At 60.1% G+C, this 22245-nt stretch carries 18 protein-coding genes; 2 read left to right on the top strand and 16 right to left on the bottom strand.

The genetic code is table 11. From position 1 onward, the window contains the following. Positions 1-86 precede the first annotated feature (86 nt). From sufC to aroC, 9 genes are all read right to left on the bottom strand, one after another. Positions 87-866 carry a Fe-S cluster assembly ATPase SufC gene (gene sufC / locus BLLJ_RS03865; RefSeq protein WP_007053376.1) on the bottom strand — a complete coding sequence of 260 codons (780 nt, stop codon included), beginning with the start codon at positions 864-866 and terminating at the stop codon, positions 87-89. A 25-nt stretch (positions 867-891) separates the two neighbouring features. Continuing rightward, complete coding sequence (gene sufD, locus BLLJ_RS03860) at positions 892-2127, bottom strand: Fe-S cluster assembly protein SufD (protein ID WP_007052146.1); 1236 nt, start codon at positions 2125-2127, stop codon at positions 892-894. Between the two features lie 5 nt (positions 2128-2132). Continuing rightward, positions 2133-3632, bottom strand: coding sequence for a Fe-S cluster assembly protein SufB (gene sufB, locus BLLJ_RS03855; protein WP_007055081.1), 1500 nt, complete (start codon positions 3630-3632; stop codon positions 2133-2135). A gap of 223 nt (positions 3633-3855) precedes the next feature. Continuing rightward, the gene (locus BLLJ_RS03850; protein ID WP_013582530.1) at positions 3856-5451 is read right to left on the bottom strand and encodes a L,D-transpeptidase; all 1596 of its coding nucleotides are present in this window, start codon (positions 5449-5451) and stop codon (positions 3856-3858) included. 246 nt (positions 5452-5697) lie between these two features. Beyond that, positions 5698-7359: a CTP synthase gene (locus tag BLLJ_RS03845; protein WP_007052143.1), complete on the bottom strand. Its 1662-nt coding sequence runs from the start codon at positions 7357-7359 to the stop codon at positions 5698-5700. Between the two features lie 145 nt (positions 7360-7504). Beyond that, a complete protein-coding gene (locus BLLJ_RS03840) occupies positions 7505-9061 on the bottom strand; it encodes a Sapep family Mn(2+)-dependent dipeptidase (RefSeq protein WP_013582529.1) in 1557 nt (518 codons plus the stop codon). 95 nt (positions 9062-9156) lie between these two features. Further along, complete coding sequence (aroQ, locus tag BLLJ_RS03835; protein WP_007052141.1) at positions 9157-9603, bottom strand: type II 3-dehydroquinate dehydratase; 447 nt, start codon at positions 9601-9603, stop codon at positions 9157-9159. 163 nt (positions 9604-9766) lie between these two features. Further along, positions 9767-11389, bottom strand: coding sequence for a bifunctional shikimate kinase/3-dehydroquinate synthase (locus BLLJ_RS03830; protein WP_007052140.1), 1623 nt, complete (start codon positions 11387-11389; stop codon positions 9767-9769). Positions 11390-11471: 82 nt separating this feature from the next. Beyond that, positions 11472-12659 carry a chorismate synthase gene (gene aroC, locus BLLJ_RS03825; protein ID WP_007052139.1) on the bottom strand — a complete coding sequence of 396 codons (1188 nt, stop codon included), beginning with the start codon at positions 12657-12659 and terminating at the stop codon, positions 11472-11474. A gap of 63 nt (positions 12660-12722) precedes the next feature. On the opposite strand from aroC, the gene BLLJ_RS03820 reads away from it, so the two are divergent. Beyond that, complete coding sequence (locus BLLJ_RS03820) at positions 12723-13196, top strand: prepilin peptidase (protein WP_007053382.1); 474 nt, start codon at positions 12723-12725, stop codon at positions 13194-13196. 167 nt (positions 13197-13363) lie between these two features. On the opposite strand, the gene mltG is transcribed toward BLLJ_RS03820, so the two are convergent. From mltG to BLLJ_RS03790, 6 genes are all read right to left on the bottom strand, one after another. After that, positions 13364-14545, bottom strand: coding sequence for an endolytic transglycosylase MltG (gene mltG / locus BLLJ_RS03815; protein WP_013582528.1), 1182 nt, complete (start codon positions 14543-14545; stop codon positions 13364-13366). A 10-nt stretch (positions 14546-14555) separates the two neighbouring features. Beyond that, positions 14556-15014: a Holliday junction resolvase RuvX gene (gene ruvX, locus BLLJ_RS03810; protein ID WP_007053384.1), complete on the bottom strand. Its 459-nt coding sequence runs from the start codon at positions 15012-15014 to the stop codon at positions 14556-14558. A gap of 8 nt (positions 15015-15022) precedes the next feature. Next, complete coding sequence (alaS, locus tag BLLJ_RS03805) at positions 15023-17704, bottom strand: alanine--tRNA ligase (RefSeq protein WP_007053385.1); 2682 nt, start codon at positions 17702-17704, stop codon at positions 15023-15025. Between the two features lie 127 nt (positions 17705-17831). Continuing rightward, positions 17832-18068, bottom strand: a complete 237-nt coding sequence (locus BLLJ_RS11120; RefSeq protein ID WP_007053386.1) for a hypothetical protein — start codon at positions 18066-18068, stop codon at positions 17832-17834. Next, positions 18068-18466 carry a DUF948 domain-containing protein gene (locus tag BLLJ_RS03795; protein ID WP_007052133.1) on the bottom strand — a complete coding sequence of 133 codons (399 nt, stop codon included), beginning with the start codon at positions 18464-18466 and terminating at the stop codon, positions 18068-18070. Before BLLJ_RS03795 ends, BLLJ_RS11120 begins: the two co-directional genes overlap by 1 nt. Positions 18467-18668: 202 nt before the next feature. Further along, positions 18669-19343 (bottom strand): histidine phosphatase family protein, encoded by a 675-nt coding sequence (locus tag BLLJ_RS03790; protein WP_007055085.1) that lies wholly within the window; start codon positions 19341-19343, stop codon positions 18669-18671. Positions 19344-19522: 179 nt separating this feature from the next. Between BLLJ_RS03790 and BLLJ_RS03785 the strand changes: the two genes are divergently transcribed. Then, positions 19523-21487 (top strand): acyltransferase family protein, encoded by a 1965-nt coding sequence (locus BLLJ_RS03785; protein WP_007053388.1) that lies wholly within the window; start codon positions 19523-19525, stop codon positions 21485-21487. Positions 21488-21577: 90 nt separating this feature from the next. Here the strand turns inward: BLLJ_RS03785 and rpsD are convergent, their stop codons facing one another. Further along, positions 21578-22204 carry a 30S ribosomal protein S4 gene (rpsD, locus tag BLLJ_RS03780; RefSeq protein WP_007052130.1) on the bottom strand — a complete coding sequence of 209 codons (627 nt, stop codon included), beginning with the start codon at positions 22202-22204 and terminating at the stop codon, positions 21578-21580. Positions 22205-22245 lie beyond the last annotated feature (41 nt).

Below are 22245 nucleotides of genomic sequence, written 5' to 3'. Positions count from 1 at the left end.
TGGCCTGTTCGCGACCGTAAAGACCTGGCCTAAGCGGCCCGGAGCGTGTCGAGAATAGGGCATGTCAGACTCCCACGGTCACGGACTCAGGCCAGTGCGGACTCGGAGTCGGCGCCTTCGGGCAGGTACTGGTCGTAGCCGTTCTCTTCGAGTTCGTCGGCCAGCTCAGGGCCGCCGGTCTTGACGAAGTGGCCGTCGGCGAACACGTGCACGATGTCCGGCTTGATGTACTTCAAGATACGGGTGTAGTGCGTGACCATGAGGATGCCGAACTGGTTGGCTTCCTTGGCGCGGTTCACGCCTTCGGACACGATGCGCAGGGCGTCCACGTCCAAGCCGGAGTCGGTTTCGTCAAGGACGGCAAACTTCGGTTTCAGCAGTTCGAGCTGCAGCACTTCGGCGCGCTTCTTTTCACCGCCGGAGAAGCCTTCGTTCACGGAACGGGAGGCGAACTTCGGGTCCATCTTGAGGCGCTTCATGGCTGCGGACAGGTCCTTGGCCCACTGGCGAATACCGGGAGCCTCGCCGTCGATTTCGGTCTTGGCGGTGCGCAAGAAGTTGGTCATGGACACGCCCGGTATTTCGACCGGGTACTGCATGGCCAGGAACAGGCCGGCCTTGGCGCGCTCGTCCGGAGTCATCTTGAGGATGTCCTTGCCGTCGAGGAGGGCCTCGCCGGAGTCGACCACGTACTTGGGGTGGCCGGCCAACGTGTAGGCGAGAGTGGACTTGCCGGAACCGTTGGGGCCCATGATGGCGTGGGTTTCGCCGGAGTGGACGGTCAGGGTGGCACCCTTCAGGATCGGCTTGATGCCTTCCTTGGTTTCGACGTGGACGTGCAGGTCCTTGATTTCGAGTGTTGACATTGTTGTGCTCCTAAAAATGCTGTTCTTACTTGTCTTCGAGGACCTGTGCCATGGCGTCGTTTTCACCACGGGCCAGTCGGCGGTCAATCACGGTCATCAGATGTTCGGAGATGGCGGGAATGCCGATCTCCTCGACGAGTTCGCCGAAGAAGCCGCGCACCACGAGCTTGCGGGCGTCGGTTTCGGGGATGCCGCGGGATTCGAGGTAGAACAGTTCCTCGTCGTCGAAGCGGCCCACCGAAGAGGCGTGACCGGCACCGATGATGTTGCCGTTTTCGATTTCGAGGTTCGGCTCGGAATCGGCGATGGCGCCCGGGGTCAGGACCAGGTTGCGGTTGAGCTCGTAGGAGTCGGTGCCGGGGGCGGTGGGCTGGATGAGCGCGTTGCCCACCCAAGTGGAGTGCGCGCCCTTGCCGTCAAGCGCGCCCTTGTAGACCACGCGGGACTTGCAGTCGGGGTGGTTGTGTACCACCATCGTGCGGTGTTCGATGTGCTCGCCGGGGTCCACGAAGTAGATGCCGAGCATGTTGAGGTCGCCCTGTTCGCCGCCGAAGTCCTGATCCATGCGGATGCGGACGATGTCGCCGCCCAAGGTCACGACGGAGTGGCGCAGGGATGCGCCTTCGCCGACGTGGATGCGGTGGTTGGCCACATGCTTGGCGGTTTTGGCCCATTCCTGAACGAACGTGGTGGAGACGTGCGAGTCCTTGCCGGTGGTGATTTCCACGCCTTCGGCCAGTCGTGCGTCACCGTCGTGTTCCACGACGACGTCCGCATGAGCCTTGTCGGCGGCGGCGATCACCAGATGGAAAGCGTCGAGGTCCTCCCCCGCGCCGTGCACCTTGACGAGCACGGGCTGGGCGATCTCACCGGACAGTTCCAGAATGGTTGCGGTGCGGCCGGATTCCCATTCGACTGCGGAGACGCGGTCGTTGGGCTTGGACACAGTGCCGGACAGGCCCTCACCGAGCTTGATCTGGCTGAGCTTCACGCCTTCGGCCAACGGCGAGCCGTCAATCATGGAGACTTCGATCTGCGTTTCGCCGGAAGGCTTGAACACGGTGAAGAACTCGTTGATGCGCTCGATAGGCGTGTAGCGCCATTCGTCCTGCTTGCGGCTGGGCTCCGGGTAGTCGCCTGCGTTGAACGAGCGCACGGCATGGTCCACGGAGGACGGCATAGCGGCCGGAATCGCGTACGGGTCGTTGGGGTCGGCGACCGGAATCTTGATTTCCTTGACGGGTGTTGTGTTGTCGGTCATCGGAATCAGCCCACCGATCCTTCCATCTGAAGTTCCACAAGTCTGTTGAGTTCAAGCGCGTATTCCATCGGCAGCTCACGGCTGATCGGTTCGACGAAGCCGCGCACGATCATGCCTCGCGCCTCTTCCTCCGTGAGACCTCGGCTCATCAGGTAGAAGAGCTGGTCTTCGGAAATCTTGGAAACGGTGGCTTCGTGGGCCATCGAAACGTCGTCTTCGCGAACGTCGACATGCGGGTAGGTATCGGAGCGGGAGAAGTCGTCGACCAGCAGGGCATCGCACACGGTCGAGTTGGACGAACCGTACGCGCCCTTGACGATTTTGACCAGACCGCGGTAGGCGGAGCGGCCACCACCACGGGAAATGGACTTGGCGACGATGGTGGAGCTGGTGTGCGGGGCGAGGTGAATCATCTTCGCGCCCGTGTCCTGGTACTGGCCCTTGCCGGCGAAGCCGAGGGACATGGTGGATGCCTTGGCGTACGGTTCGGCGAGGATGCAGGCCGGGTACTTCATGGTGGCCTTGGAACCGATGTTGCCGTCGACCCATTCCATCGTGCCGCCCTCGCGCACGTAGGCACGCTGGGTGACGAGGTTGTAGACGTTGTTCGACCAGTTCTGCACGGTGGTGTAACGCACGCGGGCGTGCTTTTCGACGATGATCTCGACGATGGCGGCGTGCAGCGAGTCCTCGGACCAGATCGGGGCGGTGCAGCCTTCCACGTAGTGCACGTAGGAGCCTTCGTCCGCGATGATGAGCGTGCGCTCGAACTGACCCATGGCCGGGGTGTTGATGCGGAAGTACGCCTGCAACGGGATGTCCACATGCACGCCCTTCGGCACGTATACGAACGAGCCGCCGGACCATGCCGCGGTGTTGAGGGCACCGAACTTGTTGTCTTCCGGAGGCACGACGGTGCCGAAGTACTTCTTGACGAGTTCAGGGTATTCGCGCACAGCGGTGTCCGTGTCGACGAAGATGACGCCCTGCTTCTTCAGGTCCTCCTGGATGGAGTTGTAGATGACCTCCGACTCGTACTGGGCGGCCACGCCGGAGACGAGGCGGTTCTTCTCCGCCTCCGGGATGCCGAGACGATCGTAGGTGTTGCGGATGTCGTCAGGCAGTTCGTCCCAGCTTTTCGCCTGCTTGTCGATTGGCTTGACGTAGTACTTGAAGTCGTCTGCGTTGAAGCCGGAGAGATCCACACCCCAATCGGGCATGGGCTTTTCGAGGAACGCCTTGAATCCACGCAGACGCATGTCGAGCATCCACTGCGGCTCGCCTTTGTCGGCGCTGATCGCGCGTACGACGTTCTCATCAATGCCTCGTTTTGCGGCTTCGCCGGCGGCATCAGAATCATGCCAACCATAGTTGTAGTCGCCGAACTGGCTGATGATCTCGTCATCCTTCTTGATCTTGTCCTCGTTGACGCGGGTACGATCAGCCACATACTGGCTCATCTCCACGTCAGCGGCGGCGTTTGGTGCTGTGTTTTCGGTCACCATCCTGCCTTCCTTGTATCACACTTAATCCTATGAAAACCTAGCAGAACCCAAGTGCAAACACTAGCCGCCCTGACGCATATTGGCTGTGGGCTTGATTACACGAATGCGATACAGCGATATTGGAGCCGGGCAAGCTTGTCCCATGCACACCGAACATCGCGTATGCGGCATTATGTGTCGCACCACTGCATGCCGTATTTGTTACATATCACACTGTTGCATATCACACTTGGATATGCACGCTCGTGCCCATATTGCACCAGTTGTAGAACCATTCGGCCACATCCCATCCGATACCCACGCAACCATGAGATCCGTTGGCAATGGAGGGCATTACGGCATCCGCTACATATCCGCCGGCAATACGGTGGATTGCGCAACCGGAGGAGAAGTAATTGACGAAGCCCACGTCTTTGACATCCCATGTTTCCACCGTGCCATCGGCAAGATTCAGCGTGCCGCTCATATCTTGACTGGGCAACTTTTGCCATACGTTGAAGTCACCTGTCGGCGTACACATCATGCCAACGCATTCGCCGGTGACGTTGTCGTTGCCCTCCGCGACCACGACATTCAATGTCTTGACCACCGTGTCATTCTCATAGGCATAGAGCTTACGGTCGGACAGGTCAATCGCCACGCGATGAGCGACCTTGACTTCCTGTTTGGGATCTACCTTGCCGTCCACATTCACTGAGCCAGTTCCCGTGGCCAGCACCTGAGCCAAGCGAGCACCAACCTCCGTATCCGCGCCATCGGCAATCACAATGCCATCATGGCCTTCTGTTTCAGTGCTCAGCACCTCGCCAGCATTATTGACGACGACCTTCTTGTCTTCACGTTCCAATTTGAGATTCGGCTTGATTTGCTCGTCATAGTATTGCTGCAGCTTATCGGCATCAAAGACCACGTAGCCATTACGTACTTCATTGTCTTTCAGCTTTGACTGCTGGTTGGCGTCGATGCGCATGGCCGAACCCAGCATGGACGCATTCACGGTGGCGATGTCTTTATCCGCCACCTTGATGGCCACGGCATTGTTCACTAGGGTTTCCAGCGTGGTTTTCGCCTCATCGGCAATTGCATTGGTAATCGTCGGTTCGGTTACGTCGAGTTCCACCCGAACGGTCTGTGGCTGGACACTGCCCAATGACTCCACTGTGGAAATGGCTTGCTTCGCAATGCTGGTGGCGTTGGCTCCCTGGCCATTTTCTCCCGCAATAACGTTGAAGCCACTGTTGTTATCGTTCAATGCGACTTGCGCGTCAACAGGTTCTTGTGCATCAATGTTCAGCGCCTTATCTACCACACTGCCATCAGCGAGCTCGGGATTGATTTGCGGGGCCACATCATGCGTAATCCAGAACGCATACTGTTGCCACCATGCGTCACCGCGTTGGGCATTGATGACATCGGATGCGATTGCTTCACCATCAACTTCGATGCCGAGATCTTTCAGCGTGAACGTCGCCGACTGCCCCTGGTATTTCGCTCGTACCGCGGTGTTGTCGACCTGGTCGTTGATTAGGTCGACAATCTCCTGCTCGGTTTTGCCGGTAACTGAATTTCCCCATAGCGTTGTGCCAGGCAGCACGTGATCTTGGAAGAACCAAACACCGCCGCCACAGGCAGCCCCCAAGGCAACCAGCAGACAAGCAATCACCACCCACGGCCAGATGCGGCGCCTCCTCATCTCATCGCCCTGAATGGAATCTGATGCAGCAGCATCCACACTGTCTGCCACAGTGCCGCTGACGGCATTATTCGCACCAAACAGAGGCGCAAACTGCTGGGTCGAGTCATCAAGGTGTTCGGTCATGGTCGGTCTTTCTGCGATGGCCTACTAAGCGTTATCTGCATACTACCAACACACCATAGAAACGGTAATTTTTTACCGTCGCCTTCCAATACATCATGCTGCATGATGCTCATACAACAAAAAAAGACGTGGTGGCGAAACATCATTAGATGTTTCGCCACCACGTCTTTACCGTATGTCTTGCGCTACGCCGATGACGGCAGCCAGCACATCATGCCGCGATATTATGCACGGCACAAAAGTGAGTCAGCGTGCCGCCTGATGGTCGAGCGCGGCCTTGACCAGGCCGGCGAACAGCGGGTGCGGCTTGGTCGGGCGAGACTTGAACTCCGGGTGAGCCTGGGTGGCCACATAGAACGGGTGCACGTCCTGCGGCAGTTCCACGAACTCGGTGAGCTCGCCGTCCGGGCTCTGGCCGGAGATGCGCAGGCCGCCTTCGCGCAGACGATCCTTGTAGGCCACGTTGACTTCGTAACGGTGGCGGTGGCGCTCGGTGACATGCGTGGTGCCGTACAGTTCGGCGACCAGCGAGCCTTCCTCCAGCTCAGCCGGGTAGGAGCCAAGACGCATGGTGTGGCCCATGTCGCCCTTGCCGGCCACGATGTCCTTCTGCTCTTCCATGGTGGCGATCACCGGGTTGGCGCAATCGGGCTCGAACTCGGAAGAGTTCGCGTCTTCAATGCCCAGCACGTGGCGGGAGTATTCGATGACCATGGACTGCAGGCCCAGGCACAGGCCGAGGGCAGGCAGCTTGGTTTCACGGGCGAACTTCAGAGCGCCGATCTTGCCGTCGATGCCGCGGATGCCGAAGCCGCCGGGGATCACGATGCCGTCGACGTTGTCGAGAGCGGCGGCCGCACCTTCGGTGGTTTCGCAACGATCGGCCGCAACCCACTTGACGTTGACCTTGGCCCAGTTGGCAAAGCCGCCGGCCTTGATGGCCTCGGTGACAGACAGGTAGGCGTCCGGCAGATCGATGTACTTGCCGACGATGGCGATGTTGACCTCGTGCTTGGGGTGGTGCACACGCTCCAGCAGGTCGGCCCATTCGTCCCAATCGACGTCATGGAACGGCAGGCCGAGCTCACGCACCACATAGGCGTCGAGGCCCTCCTCGAACAGGATCTTCGGCACATCGTAGATGCTCGGCGCATCCACGCAGTTGACCACGCCTTCGGCATCGACATCGCACATCAGGGAGATCTTGTCCTTGATGGACTGATTGAGCGGGCGGTCGGAGCGCAGCACAAGGGCGTCCGGGGAAATGCCGAGCTGGCGCAGCATCATCACGGAGTGCTGGGTGGGCTTGGTCTTGAGCTCGTGGGCGGCGGAAATGTACGGCACCAGGGAAACGTGCACGAACATGCAGTTGTCCGGGCCGAGATCGCGGCGCACTTCGCGGGCGGCCTCAAGGAAGGGCTGGGACTCGATGTCGCCGACGGTACCACCGATTTCGGTGATGATCACATCCACGTCATCGGAAGCCTGGGCGCGCATACGAGACTTGATTTCGTTGGTGATGTGCGGGATGACCTGCACGCACTGGCCGAGGTATTCGCCGGCGCGCTCCTTGCGCAGCACTTCCTGATAGATCTGACCGGTGGTGACGTTGGCCTTCTGGCTCAGGAAGACGTCGAGGAAACGCTCGTAGTGGCCGATGTCGAGATCGGTTTCGGCACCGTCTTCGGTCACGTAGACCTCACCATGCTGGAACGGGTTCATGGTGCCCGGGTCGACGTTGATGTACGGATCGAGCTTTTGCTGCAGAACATGGATACCGCGGCTGCGCAGCAAACGACCGAGCGAAGATGCGGTCAGGCCCTTGCCGAGAGAGGAGACAACGCCGCCAGTGACGAAAATATGCTTGGTGACGTGTTCTTGAGAATTACCATGTGTTCTTCTAACCATGGAATTTCACTCTATCATCCGTGTATGACCCGGCGTGTTCACCAGACGCGTCGGCCCCGACATGGCGTACTTGAACAATACGAATAGTAGGCTCGTCAAAAAGCATACGCAAGGTCATAATCACGTCAAACGTCTTATCCGCCAGCTATTGCAGGTATTGGTCGAGACGCACTAGGCCTAACGCATATAGGACAAACGCTGTTTTCAGGTTTTTCAGCGAGGCCCATTCATCGGCACCGTGCGCGTTGCCGGCACCTGGTGCGATGAATGGCGGGGTCTCCAGGTCGATGCCGTCGACCGCCGGCACATGGTCGGCATGGAATTCGGGACCGAAGTTGAGTGCGCGCGGGATAAAGCGGGCGTGGGTGCCGTCGCCGACAGCCACGGGTCGAGCCTCGCAACCGAGCACGTCGTTGTAGGTTGCGGTGAGCAACTGGACACGCGGGTCGTCAGCCTGCACGTAGTATGGGTCATCGTTAAGGATGTCGACAATGCGGCCGCCCGCCGCTTCGGCTTGTGCTTGAATACGCTCGATGATTTGTTCGTGTGCCTGGCCTACCGCATAACGGATGTCGAAGTGCAATACGATGGCATCTTCAGAAGTCTCACCTGATACCGCGCCTAATACCTTGTCTGCTTCAGCGAACTCATTCGCCGGTATAATCAAACCACCATTGGCGGTAGTCGGTCCGCTTTCCGCATTCTCGCAATCGATACCCAAGCCGGTGCCATATGAGTCTTTTGTCCATTGGGCAATCGCCTGCGCTGCAGTGAGGTCACGGCCTTCGAGCAGACCGGACCGGGCAAGCGCCGTAGTGAGCACCGCTATAGCGTTTACGGTACCGGACGGCTGGCAGGCATGACCGGCGACACCGGTGGCCTCAATCGTGACGCCTTGCGCTGTTGCGTTGATATGCAATCGCTCGGCGATATCTGGAGCGATGTTGCCGCTCTGGCAGAATGCTTGCCGCACGGTAGATTCGTCGACGCCGGTGAGGGTGATTGCGGCGGCCCCGGGAACCGTGTTAGTGGCGGTGCCGGCATGCCAACCGCGCAATTGCGGCCCGACCGGCAGTTCGACATCCACATCGAGCAGCCCTTTTTGGATATTGTTCACCGGGAAGGGACCATCGGTGACGATGGCCTGGTACGGCGCGCCGATGTTGGCGACGAACCATTTGATGTCGTTGAGCGCGATCTCTTCGGAGCCGCCGAACAGTATACGTACGCGGTGGCGGAAACGGTGGTCGTGTTCCTTGAAGAAACGGAGTAGGAAATAGCTGGTCAGCGCGACGCCTTTATTGTCCAATGAGCCGCGACCGATAACAATATCGCCAATAACCTGCGGATCGAAGGCATCGTGCGTCCAACCGTCGTCGGCGGGGACTACGTCGAGGTGGTCGACGAAGGCGATGTCACGGTCGGTCTCCACGTTCTCCTGTGGATAAACGACTTCCATGACGTGGCCGGTGTAGTCGCGCGTAGGCAGCCCGTCTCGTCCTGCCTTGGCCAGCATATGGTCGAATACACGGCGTACTTCGGGTCCATAAGGCGCGCCCGGACGAGGATTCGGGTCCGATTCGTCGGAAACCGACGGGTAGCGCAGCAGCTCACACAGCTCATCGACGAACTGTGCGCGGTGGGCGTCAAACCAGCGTGACGCGGCATCGACGAGATCACGTTCCGTGGCGGTGAGAGTCATGGCTTCCTTTACTTGGACGCTTATGGTTTCCTCAGGTAACAGGAATCCCGGGCGCAACGTCGACTGCTACCCGGGATTGGCTGGAGGGCTTGGTTCTATTCGCTCAGCAAGTGCGCCACAGCATCGAGCGCGAGCTTGTAGCCGTAGAAACCCATGCCGGTGATGGTGCCGGTGGCCACAGGGCTGATTACGGAACGCTTGCGGAACTCGTCGCGGGCGGACGGGTTGGAAATATGGACTTCCATAAGCGGCAGGTTCTCGTCAATGACCATGTGCGCGGCGTCGGCGAGAGCATACGAATAGTGCGTGAAGGCGGCGGGGTTCATGACCACCGGGGTTTTCTCGTCGGCGGCTTGGTGCATCCAGTGCACCATTTCGGCTTCGTCGTCGGTCTGGCGCACCTCGACTTCGAGGCCGAGGTCCTTGCCCCATTCGGTGCAGAGCTTGCGCAGGGTGTCGAGGTCTTGACGACCGTAGACGTCGGGCTGGCGGACGCCGAGACGTCCGAGGTTAGGGCCATTGACAACGATGACTTTGGTCATTGGGACTCCTTTTGTTTGTGCTTCTCTCCCTCCGCCCCTTCGGGGCACCTCCCTCATCAGAGGGAGGTAGAAGGTAAATCCGACTCCGGGGTACCTCCGTTAGAGGGGAGCCAAGTACTTTTTTCTGAGGGGATGGCGAACGGCACGGCCTACGGCCGTTCAATTACTGCTGGATACGACGGAATGCTTCTTCCACGGCTTCGGCGGGCGGGTTGTCGAGGTGTACGACGTGACCAATCTCGTCGAGGACCACGAAGCGCAGCTCATTGCCGCGGGCCTTCTTGTCGCGATGCATCAATGCGAGCACGTCGTCGAACGAGCCGCCATTCCACGACGTCGGCAGACCCATCGAAGCAAGCAACGAGCGGTGATAGTCAACCAGATCCTGATCGATGTAACCGATCAGATGGGCCAGCTCGGCGGCATACACCATACCGACGGCCACCGCATTGCCATGCCTCCAGCGGAAATGCTCGAGCTTTTCGATGGCATGGCCCATCGTGTGCCCGTAGTTGAGGAATTCACGCAGACCCTTCTCCTTCAAATCGGAGGAGACGTGGTAGGCCTTGACCTTTACCGTGCGCTCAATGAGCTCGGCAACCACGTCTTCGAGCGGCGAGCCGAGGAATGTAGAGCCGTCGAAAGCGCGCAGTTCAGCTGCGTGGTCTTCGAGGATATGCAGGATTTCGGGGTCGCGGATGAAACCGGATTTGGCGACTTCGCCGAGACCCTCGATGAAGATGTCATTGGGCAGCGTAGCCAGCGTCTTGGTGTCGGCCAGCACACCGGCAGGCGTGTAGAACGAGCCGACGAGGTTCTTGCCCTGCGGGGTGTTGATGCCGGTTTTGCCACCGGTGGAGGCATCGACCATGGCCAGCAGCGAGGTCGGGCAGTTTACATAGCGCACGCCGCGCATCCACGTGGCAGCCACGAAACCGGCCAAATCGGTTGCGGCACCGCCGCCAAGCCCCACCACGGCATCGGATCGGGTGAAACCTTCGTTGCCAAGGCGTTCCCAAATGCCGTTGGCCACGGTAATGGTCTTGCCGGGTTCGGCATCCGGAATCACGATGTCGGAAACCTCATAGCCGCCCTGACGCAACAGGGCGCGGGCACGATCGGAGTGTCGCTGCACCGGCTGAGTGTGGATAAGCGCGATTTTGGCGGGTTTGGGTCCCAGCACGTCGACCAGATGGTTCATGGCACCTTCGCCAATGACCACATCATACGGCTCAATTGCCGCTCCGGTAACATGCACTGCTCGCTCAGATACCATATCAATCACTTTCTTCGCTGCGCCCTGAGGCGTAAGCCCCCGGGTATGGACATGAACGTTGGCGACCTCGCGGAATACTGGGTCACGCTGCTTGAACAGTTTTTTCCAACGGGAGTTGGCGTTGCCATTGAGCATGGGCCGGCCTCCCCCACGGTTCGCGCGTTCCATGGCTTCCGCCGGATCGGCATCAAGGTAGACCACACGACCGCCATGGTCGATGTAGGAGGCGAGGGCATGCTGGGTGGATGGCGTCATGGGAGCGCCACCGCCCAGCGAAAAGATACCGTCGAAATCCTCAAGCATATCGGCGATGAGATCGGCCTCGACCTCGCGGAATGCCGGCTCACCGTATTCCTCGAAGTAGGAGGGAATCTTCATGCCCACTTCACGTTCGATCTCCACATCGGCATCGGCGAACGGCAGACGCAACATATGCGCCACTTCCTTACCGACACGTGTTTTGCCGGCTCCCATCATGCCGATGATGACGGCGCGGGGGCGTGCGGTCATAATCTACGAATCCTCTCGACGATTGGTGAGTACAGTTGCTGATGGTTCCGCGGCAGTCGTCACGAAACCATACGCCCTTCGTTCAGCGCATGTGCTCCGGCCACGAGGCGAGATACGACTCAAGGTTGCGCCGTGTTTCGGCAACACTGTCTCCACCGAACTTATCCAGCGCGTACTTCGCCAAAGTCAGACGCACCATGGCCTCGGCCACCACGGATGCCGCAGGCACGGCGGTGCTGTCGGAACGCTGGTTGATGGCTTGTGCGGATTCGCCGGTCAGCACGTCGACCGTACGCAGGGCCTTGGGGATGGACGGAATCGGCTTCATGGCACCGCGTACGCGAATCACCTGGCCATTGGACATACCGCCTTCAATGCCGCCTGCGCGGTTGGACAGACGGTCGATACGGCCGTCGGCGTTGACCACGATCTCATCGTGCGCCTGCGAACCGGGGCGGGAGGCTTCCAGGAAGCCGTCGCCGATCTCCACACCCTTGAACGCCTGAATGCCCATGATCGCGGAGGCCAGAGCCGCGTCCAGTCGGCGGTCGGACTCCACATACGTGCCGATGCCGGCAGGCACACCGTAAGCCAGCACTTCAATCACGCCGCCCAACGTATCGGAGGCCTTCTTGGCCTCGTTGATGCGTTCGATGATGCGGGCTTCGGCCTCTTTGTCCAGCGTACGGACAGGCGAGGCATCAAGCGCTTCCAGATCGTCGGGGGTGGGCAGAGGCAGGTCGGGGTTGGTCTGCACGCCACCAAGCGCCACCACGTGGGCTACGGTGCGGATGCCGAACGCCTGATCCAAGAACTGCTTGGCCACCTCGCCCAAAGCCACACGGGAGGCGGTCTCACGGGCGCTGGAGCGCTCCAGTACCGGGCGGGCGTCGTCAAAACCATACTTGCGCATGCCGGTCAGATCGGCGTGGCCCGGGCGCGGGCGGCTCAGCGGCGCATTGCGGCCTTCGCGCGGCAGGTCATGGTCGAGTGCATCGGCGCTCATGACCTCGGTCCACTTCGGCCATTCGGTGTTGGCGATTTCGATGGCCACCGGCGAGCCGAGGGTCAGGCCGTGGCGTACACCGGTCAGCAGACGGACCTTGTCTTGCTCGAACTTCATGCGGGCACCGCGACCATATCCAAGTCGACGGCGTGCCAGTGCGGAAACGATATCGTCCGTGCTAATACGCACGCCGGCCGGCAACCCTTCAATCATGGCCACCAATGCTTCTCCGTGAGACTCCCCTGCCGTCTGCCAACGCAGCATAACTTCCCTCGTTTCATGTGTGTACGTCTATGTGTACGTCTAGCTAGGGGTTAATGTTAAGCCATGCCATACCTGTTCACGCTACCCGGTCTGCTATGTGGGCTTGCACTGTCCATTGAGGATGTTCGTCATCGGCGGGTGCCGATCGCGTGGGTGGCTGCGGGCGCGTTGCTTCAGCTGGCCGCCGATTTCGCGTATGGAGTGGTGGTGAACGACCTGTTCGTGCTGTTGCAGGCGCTGTTGTTCACCGTGCTATGTTGCCTGATCCAGTTCGCGTTGGCGTTGCTGGTGCCTCGGTCATTGGGATTCGGCGATGTGACCGCCCTGATACCTATGGGATTGTCTGTCGGACTGTTTGGCCTGTTGCCTGTGGTGGTCTGGTGGCTGGCGATGGGCGTTGCCGGCATCACATGGATTGCCTTGTGGACGCGATTCGACCCACAACGCACATCACCGGCACATGCGGGCAAGGTGCCGTATGTGCCGGTGATATTGGCGGGCGCGATTGTGGCGGTGGCTGTTGGGGTGTTGTCCTAGATTTCTTCCATCCGCTTCGCGGGAGCCCCGGGCTTAAGTTGAGCGTTACATTCCCTGCAGTGCTCCCCTCAGTCCGCTTTTTTGCGGACAGCTCCCCTCGGCGAGGGAGCCAATGAAGAGACCAACGTCCGATCAGCTTCCCCAAGCGAAGGAAGCTAACGGGATGACTACTGGTTTTCGGCTTGCCACTTGCGTAGTTCGGCCACGTTCTGGTCATGTTCATCGGCGGTTGCGGCGAACTTGGTTTCGCCGGTGTCCAGATTGACCGTGCAGAAGTACAGCCAATTGCCGCCTTCGGGGTGCAGTGCCGCTTGAATGGCGTTATCGCCGGGATTGCTGATCGGCGTAGGCGGCAGGCCGGAGATCTTGTACGTGTTGTACGGGTTGGACTCGTCTTGGGTCATCTCGGTGGTCACCTGCGCGGGCTTGACGTTATTGCCATAGGCCACGGTGGAATCCATGCCCAACGACATGCCCTGCTCCAAACGGTTCTCGATGACTCGCGTCACTTTGCCGTAGTAATCGGCTTTGTTGACCTCGGCCTCGGCGATAGAGGCGATGATCATCACCCGTTCGCGGTCACCGCCGGCCGGCACGCCCAATTCATCCAACTTGGCGATACGCTTATCGACCATGGCCTTGAGGATTTCCGAAGCGCTCTTCATGCTCTTGACGTTGTAGGTTCCCGGCTCCAGCCATCCCTCAAAGCTACCGCCCGCTTCATTGGGCAGAATATCCTTACCCTCGTTCTTGATAATCGTGTCGAATTCGCTTTGGGCAATGCCGGAAAGCTTCGCGGCGTTGGCGAACACATCGGTGGCACGTTCACCGGGACGAACCTCGAGGAAGCCCGCCGCCTGGTTGGTGTCGGAGAGAACGTCGATCACTTTGGATGCGGCCATATGCTTCTTCAATGTGAACGTTCCCGGATAGAGTGTCGTGCTATTGGCGTTGACCACGCTGGTGAACGCGGCAGTAGACTTGATGACTTCGGCCTTGAGCAGATTATCGGCGATCTCCGCCGCGCCTTGGCCCTCGCTCACGGTGAATTCGACCTCGCCATAGCCCGGTCCCGGATAGTCCGCGATGGCCGTCGACTGGTTGCTCCGGCTGTCGCGCCATGCGATGAGCTTGGTTACGCCGAAATAGCCGCCGCCGATAAGCAGGGCGACGATGGCGATAGCGATGATAATGCCACTGATACGCTTGCGCCTGCGCTGTGCACGTCGCTTGCGCATCTCCCTGCGGGATTTCGGCGGTTCTGGCGGCTCGGCCCCGCGCATTGGTTCTGACCCCTGTTCGACCCAATGCGTGTTGTCATCAAAGAACTCGTTAAAATCATCGGTCATAACCGATACCTCACTGCTCCCGGGTACGGTCGAGTGCCGTCTGCAAAATCACCACTGCCGACTGCTGGTCAACCACCGGCCTGTGCTTGTTCGAAGCTTTATGGGCCTCGAACAGCTGACGATGCGCACTGACTGTTGTCAATCTCTCATCTATCAATGATACCTGCGGAATCTGATACTCCGTAGAATCACTGTCTTCACTCTCTGCTTGCAGCCTCTTCTCCAGATTGGCCGCCCACCTGCGCGCTTTTTTGGCGCTTTTGCCTTCTGTACCGTCCATCTGCAGGGGCAGTCCGACGATTACATGGTCCACATGTTCGTCTTCGATGACGTTCAGGACCTCGTCAATAGCAAAGAAATAGTCGCCGGCAACATGAATGTTGCCAGCAGGATGTGCAAAGGTAAGCTCCGGGTCGGACAGTGCCAGTCCGACCCGGGCATTACCCAAATCAACGCCTAACCACACCACTGGCGGAATCAGGCTTTCTGCGCCTCGTGCTTGAGCGCTTCGAGGGCCTCGTCGATCTTGGAGGCATCGACACCGCCACCCTGGGCGAAGTCCGGCTTGCCGCCGCCACCGCCGCCGAGGACCTTGGCTGCGCCACGCACCAGATCACCGGCCTTGATGCCGGCCTTGCGGGCGGCCTCGTTGGTGGCCACGGCGACCATCGGCTTGTCATCCTCGTTCACGCCGGCAAGGGCCACCACCACGGGGGCGTCTTCACCGAGCTGGGCGCGCACGTCGAGTACGGTCTTGCGCAGGGCATCGACCGCGCCAAAGTGGCCCACGTTCTTGACGGCCACCTTGACCGGGGCCGCGGAGTTCTTGGTGTCAGCAACCAGCGCCGGAACCGAGGCGGCCAGCTGGGACTCGTACATGGAGGCCAAGCGACGATCGGATTCCTTGAGCTTGGCGAGCAGGGCGTTCACACGCTCGGCGAGCTCGTCCGGACGAGCGTTGAGCTTGTCGGACAGCTGGGAGACCAGCGCGTGCTCACGAGCGTTGAAGTCATAGGCACCCTGGCCCACGACGGCGTCGACACGACGCACGCCGGAGCCGATGGAGGCTTCGGACAGGATGTTGACCATGCCGATCTTGCCGACGTGGTCCACGTGGGTACCACCACACAGCTCGCGGCTCCAGCCGTCTTCGCCGATGGAGACCACACGTACGATGTCGCCGTACTTCTCGCCGAACAGGTGCATGGCACCGAGGGCGATGGCGTCGTCGAACTTCATTTCCTTGGTGGTCACGGCGAGGTTGTCGCGCAGCTTGTCGTTGACGCGCTCCTCGACTGCGGAGATCACGGACTTGGCCGGGGCCTTGGACCACTGGAAGTCGAAGCGCAGACGGTTCGGGGCGTCTTCGGAGCCGCGCTGGGTGGCCTGCGGGCCCAGCTCCTCACGCAGCGCCTTGTGCACCATGTGCGTGGCGGTGTGCGAGCGGGCGATGGCGCCACGGCGGGCCAGGTCGATGTTGGCGTTGACTTCGGCGCCGACGACCAGCGTGCCTTCGGTCAGACGGCACTGGTGGACGATGAGGTCCTTGATGGGCTTCTGCACATCGTCGACTTCGAGCACGGCGCCGTCGTCGGACAGGATCTCGCCCTGGTCGGCGAGCTGGCCGCCGGCCTCCGCGTAGAACGGGGTGCGGTCGAGGATGACCTCGACGTTGGCCGGGCCGGTCACGGCGGGCACGGAACCCTTGCCTTCCTGCATGATGCCGATCACCTTGGCGCGGGCGGACATGTCGGTGTAGCCGAGGAAGTCGATCGGGCTGACGAGCGTCTTCTTGAAGTCGTCGTAAACGGAAAGATCCACGTTGTGACGCTTCTTGAGGGCGTCGGCGCGGGCGCGGGACTTCTGCTCGGCCATGAGTTCGCGGAACTTGGCCTCGTCCACCTTCACGCCCTGTTCGGCGGCCATCTCGAGGGTCAGCTCAATCGGGAAGCCGTAGGTGTCGTGCAGCTTGAAGGCGTCCTCGCCGGCCACGACGGGCTCGGCGGAATCGCTCTTGGCCTTGTTGACGGCCACGTCGAGAATCGTGGTGCCGGTCTCAAGGGTGCGGCGGAAGGCGTCTTCCTCGCCATACGCGGATTCGGACACCTCATGGAAGGTGTCGTTGAGCTCCGGGTAGCTGGCCTCCATGGCGGCCTTGGAGGTCGGGAAGAGGGTGGGCAGCACCGGATCGGTCACGCCGAGCATGCGCATGGAGCGCACGGTGCGGCGCAGCAGGCGGCGCAGCACGTAGCCACGGCCCACGTTGGACGGGCGCACGCCGTCGGACATGATCATCAGGGCGGAGCGCACGTGGTCAGCGACCACGCGGAAGCGCACGTCGGCGTCCTCGTTCTCGCCGTACTTCAGGCCGGAGAGCTGCTCGGCGGCCTCGATGACCGGGAAGACCTCATCGGTCTCGTAGATGTTGTTCTTGCCCTGCAGCAGGTAGGCCAGACGTTCCAAGCCGGCACCGGTATCGATGTTCTTGTTCTCAAGCTCGCCCACGATGTGCAGGTCGGTCTTGGACTTGACGTTGTCGACCTCGTAGTTCTCGAACACGAGGTCCCAGATCTCGATGTAGCGGTTCTCGTCGGCAATCGGGCCGCCTTCCTTGCCGAAGGCGGGGCCGCGGTCCACGTAGATTTCGGAGCAGGGGCCGCCGGGTCCGGGGCCACCGGTGGTCCAAAAGTTGTCTTCCATGCCCATCTTCTGGATGTGCTCGGGGTCCACGCCCTCGTTGATCCACATGGAACGGGCTTCGTCATCGTCGGTGAACGTGGTCATCCACAGCTTCTCGGGGTCAAAGCCGTAGCCGCCCTCATCCTGCGAGGTGGTGAGCAGCTCCCAGGCGTAGTGGATGGCCTCTTCCTTGAAGTAGTCGCCGAAGGAGAAGTTGCCGAGCATCTGGAAGAAGGTGCCGTGGCGGGTGGTCTTGCCGACCTCGTCGATGTCGAGCGTACGCACGCACTTCTGGTTGGAGGCCATGCGGCGCTTCGGCGGGGTCTGCTCACCCATCAGGTACGGGATGAACGGCACCATGCCGGCGATGGTGAAAAGCGTGGTGGGGTTCGGGGAAATCAGGGATGCCGAGGGCACGATGAGATGGTCGTGCTTGGCAAAATAATCGAGGTATCGCTTTGCGATGTCCGCAGTGCGCATGAGCGGATGAACTCCTTGTTTGGGTAATGGGCGCAGTTGCGCCTGGTATTGGTGGAAAAGACTGGATTATGAGGATTAGTTTGTTCTAGCTGATTCAGTGACTAGATGGCAAGGCGGCATGCGCGTGTCAGTTGGCGCGCTCGATGTACTGACGGTTGAGCTCAGCCTCGCGGGCTCGACGGGTGGCATTGAACTCGTTGACCAACCCTTCGAGTGTTTTCATCGGCACATTGTCCTGATCGGGGCCAAGCAGGAACTGGCGTGCCGCATCAGGCGTATTGGCCTTGACATAGGCCTGTGCCTTGGTGACGGCAACGATTCCGATGGCCACGCCGACGCCGACCCAGAAGATGCGTTTGAACATCACTCCCCCTTCTCGGCGGTGTCGTTGACGGTGGTTTTCGCGGCGTTCTTCGCAAGGAAGGACTGACCCGTGGTTTTCAGCGCGTAGAAGGTGGAAGCGATCTTGATGATGGGCTTACCGAGGAAGGAGCCATACAGATCGGTCAACGCACCAACGTTGTTGGCGGTGGTGGAAGCCGCGGCGGAAATCTTGTTCACGTCTTCGAGCGACTTGTTGACCTGCTTGACGGTGGTCACGCCTTCGTCCAGCGCGGGGATGGCGTGTTCACCGGACTCCCGGACCGTCTGCGATATCTGATCAAACATCTTGCCCAGCCTGATCAGCGGATAGATCATGAAACCGGCCAATACTGCGAACGCGATGGCCGCGATCAGGCCAGCGATCTCTCCGACTCCCATTGTTTCCTCCTTGCGGTCACACTTACTCGCCTAAGGGTAGCACTCCTTCCCTATTTCTTGGCATACCATTGCATGCGCAGGGCGAAAACCGTGCGCGTAGGCGTATGCGGCTATAGGCGAAAGGCTGTCCTGCTGACGCTTTCGTTTGCGGCGTGCCGCCGTGGACCGTACGTGCTATTCGATATGTATTGCTTGCTATTTGCTACTTGCCGTACGAAACGATGGTCACGGCTTCGCCGAACGGCTTGTCGGTGTCGAAGTCGATCACGGTTACCGAACCATTGGCCGGGCGTTCGTTCAGATCGAGGTCAGGGCCGCCGAACCGGTGACCGAGGCTAAGCAGTGTGTTGCCATGCGAAATCTGCAGCACATCGTCGCCGTCCTTGAGATTCGGGTTGTCGGCGATAAGACGGAACGCACCTTCGACGCGCGTCCAATATTCCTCATCGGATTCCGCGTCGTGGAAGGGATCGGCTTCCTTGAGAAAATCACGCGAGGCCCCCAACCCGAACTTCTCGACGATTTGGTTGTAGGTTTTGACGCCGTGGGGCGCTCCCGCGGCGTACCAGGCCATGGCCATGTCAAGTCCCTCGTAGTAGCCGTAGAACTGCTCGCGGAAGTGCATGTCCGTCACGAGTGCGGGGCGCGGGTTACCCGCGGCTTCGTTGATGTCGAGAATTTTCTCGGCCGTCTGCTGGGCACGCGTGGTGTCCGAACAGTAGGCGGCGGCGAACGTCAATCCTTTCAGTCGCTCACCGGCCTTGACGGCATCGGCGACGCCCGACTCGGTCAGCGGCGAATTCGACCATCCCTGCAGACGGTTGTATCGGTTGAAATAGGTCTGTCCGTGACGGACCAGATGCAGATGAAGAATCATGGTTCTGATTATGTCACCATTCCGGCGGTTTCGGTGCGGGTTGCCGGAAGTCATAAGTCATAACGGCATAGGTCACTACCTGAGATATGCGTAATCCGGGCAGTATACCTAACGATTCCTGAGAGTACACTTAGAATACTGTGAGCATAACCTTGAAACCTGCACCATCTCGATCGTCTGTGCCTGCCCATTTCAGGGGTATCGATGGACTGCGCGCTCTGGCGATTCTTGGAGTCATAGCATTCCACACCCGCCCGTCGCTATTGCAGGGCGGATTCATTGGCGTGACGATGTTTTTCGTTATCACCGGTTTTCTTGCCACACGTTCGGTACTGAACATGGTGGACCGCACCGGGTCCTTTGGATATGGCCGATATCTGATCCGCCGCATTACTCGTTTATGGCCGGTGATGCTGGCGACCATTGCCGTGGTGCCTTGGCTCACTTGGATGTTCGCTCCCAGCCTGTTGCAGAAAGTGGTTTCCGATTCGCTGCCGAGCGCCTTGTTCGCCAGCAATTGGGTGTACATCTTCCGCAAGGTGCCGTATTTCGAGGCGGCCGGATTGCCTTCTCCTCTGACCCATCTGTGGTTCTTGGGCGTGACGATGCAGTTCTATCTGGTTTGGCCGTTGCTGATGGTGGTGCTCGGCAAAATCACCAAGTCCAAATGGGTGCGCTCCATGGCGATTCTTGTCATCATGGCTGCTTCCACCGCCGACATGGTGCTGCTGTTTGACCCGGCCAATACCTCCCGCGTGTATTACGGTACCGATACTCGCCTCGCCGAGCTGGCCGCCGGCGCACTGTTGGCTATCTGGATTGCGCCTTCCTCGCGAGGTACGGAAGCTGCGGAAGCTGGAGCGGCTTCGCAAACAGTGCAGATCGAACGTCAGGCCGGCGACAAGACGGGCGCCCGTCTCACTATCGTCTGCAATGTTCTTGGCACCGCGGCTTTGGCGGCACTGCTGACCGGATTCTGGTTCGCCAACGGGTATCTGTCGTACATGTACCAAGGCGGGTACCTGATTACCGCGTTCATATCGTTGTGCGCCTTGGCCTGTGCCGTGAACAATGACTCAATCTGGTCGCACGTGCTGGGTTGTGCTCCCCTACGCTATATCGGGTCGCGATCGTTCTCGCTGTACGTCATGCATTATCCGCTGCTGCAGTTCATGAACCCGGCGACACGAACGCAGGCGTTGCCGTGGTGGGGTTGGGTTCTTGAGGCCGTCGTGGTGTTGGCGGCGTCGGAAGCCTTCTACCAGCTGGTCGAGGCGGCCCGTAAATCGGTGCAGATGCCTCGTAGCCAACACGCCAAGCCGCTGCCGAAAGCCGGCTACCGGCTGCGCCCGGGCGCGTGGGTCATGTCGGTTATCGGATTGGTGACCGTTGTGGCGCTGACGTGGGCACCGGTGGACTGGAATGGCATCGCTCAAGCGCGAGCCATTCAGCTGCGCCCCGAACTCGCGGCACCCGCCAAGCCGGTCAAGAAACCGGCGAAGCCCGAGCCCGAGTCTTCTGCCATAAATGCCGCGAACGGCGAAACCAATACCGCTGACGCGAATAAGAACGGTTCGGATTCTCAGCCGCCCATCATCAAACCGATTGCGGAAAAGGTGCCAAACAATCTTGACATTTCGAAGTACGCCTATGATCCGGCAACGGAAAGCTGCAACGCGGATATGATGATGGTCGGCGATTCAGTGACGTCGGGTACTTCGGACGCCATCCAGGCCGCATTCCCGAACGCTTTTATCGATGGCCTGCCGAACCGTCAGCTGCCGCAGGCGGTGGATGTGTATCAGCAGGACACCGCTGCCGGCCACAGTGGCAGTGTGGTGGTGTTTGGCCTCGGCACGAACGGCGTGATTTCGAATGAGCAGGAAGTGCAACAGCTCATTGACCTGACCGGCGGCAAGCCGACATACTTCATCACCATCCGTATGCCATACCCGTGGCAGGAGAACAACAACAATACGATGCTGCGTGAGGCCGCCAAGAAGAACAAGAACGTGGGCATCATCGATTGGCATGGGTATAGCGAAGGTCATAGCGAATACCTCAACGATGACGGCATTCATCCGAATATGACCGGTGCCTATGCGTACGCGACGATGATTCGCCAGGCGGTGTGCGGCCAGTAATCGCCCTACAACGCAGGAACCCCGCGGCTTCTCGAAAGAAGCGCGGGGTTCGAGCGGTATGTCCTGGATTTGTTGACCAGAGGGCCCGAATCAGCGGGCGTAGAATTCGACCACGTACTGGATGTTGACCTGCACCGGGATCTCTTCGACCTCCGGCTTACGGGTCACAGTGGCCTTCAGGGACGGCAGGTTCACGTCGAGGTAGCCGGGGACCGCAGGCAGCACGTCACGGTGCACGCCTTCGGCGGCGATCTGGAACGGAACCATGGTCTGGCTCTTGGCCTTCACCTGAATGGTCTGGCCGGGCTTGACGCGGTAGGACGGGCGGTCCACGATGTTGCCGTCAACGAGGATGTGACGGTGCACCACGAACTGACGGGCCTGGGCGGTGGTGCGGGCGAAGCCGGCACGCAGCACCAGGTTGTCGAGACGGGTCTCGAGGTCGGTCAGCATGGCGTTACCGGTCTGGCCGGCAGTACGGGTGGCCTTCTCGTAAGCGGCGCGAAGCTGCTTCTCGGAGATGCCGTACTGAGCGCGCAGACGCTGCTTTTCGCGCATACGCACCGCGTAATCGGACTCGGTGCGGCGGCGGTCACGGCCGTGCTCGCCAGGAGCGTACGGACGCTTTTCGAAGATGCGCTGAGCCTTGGGGGTCAGTGCGATGCCGAGGGCGCGAGACAGACGCACCTGACGGCGAGAACGCTGAACGTTCGTCATTGGATTAATCCTTCTGTCGTTATCTGAACGGAACGCTTGCC

It is taken from the genome of Bifidobacterium longum subsp. longum JCM 1217 (assembly GCF_000196555.1).
GTDB classification, from domain to species: Bacteria; Actinomycetota; Actinomycetes; order Actinomycetales; family Bifidobacteriaceae; genus Bifidobacterium; species Bifidobacterium longum.
This window is presented reverse-complemented; position numbering and strand designations above follow the sequence as displayed.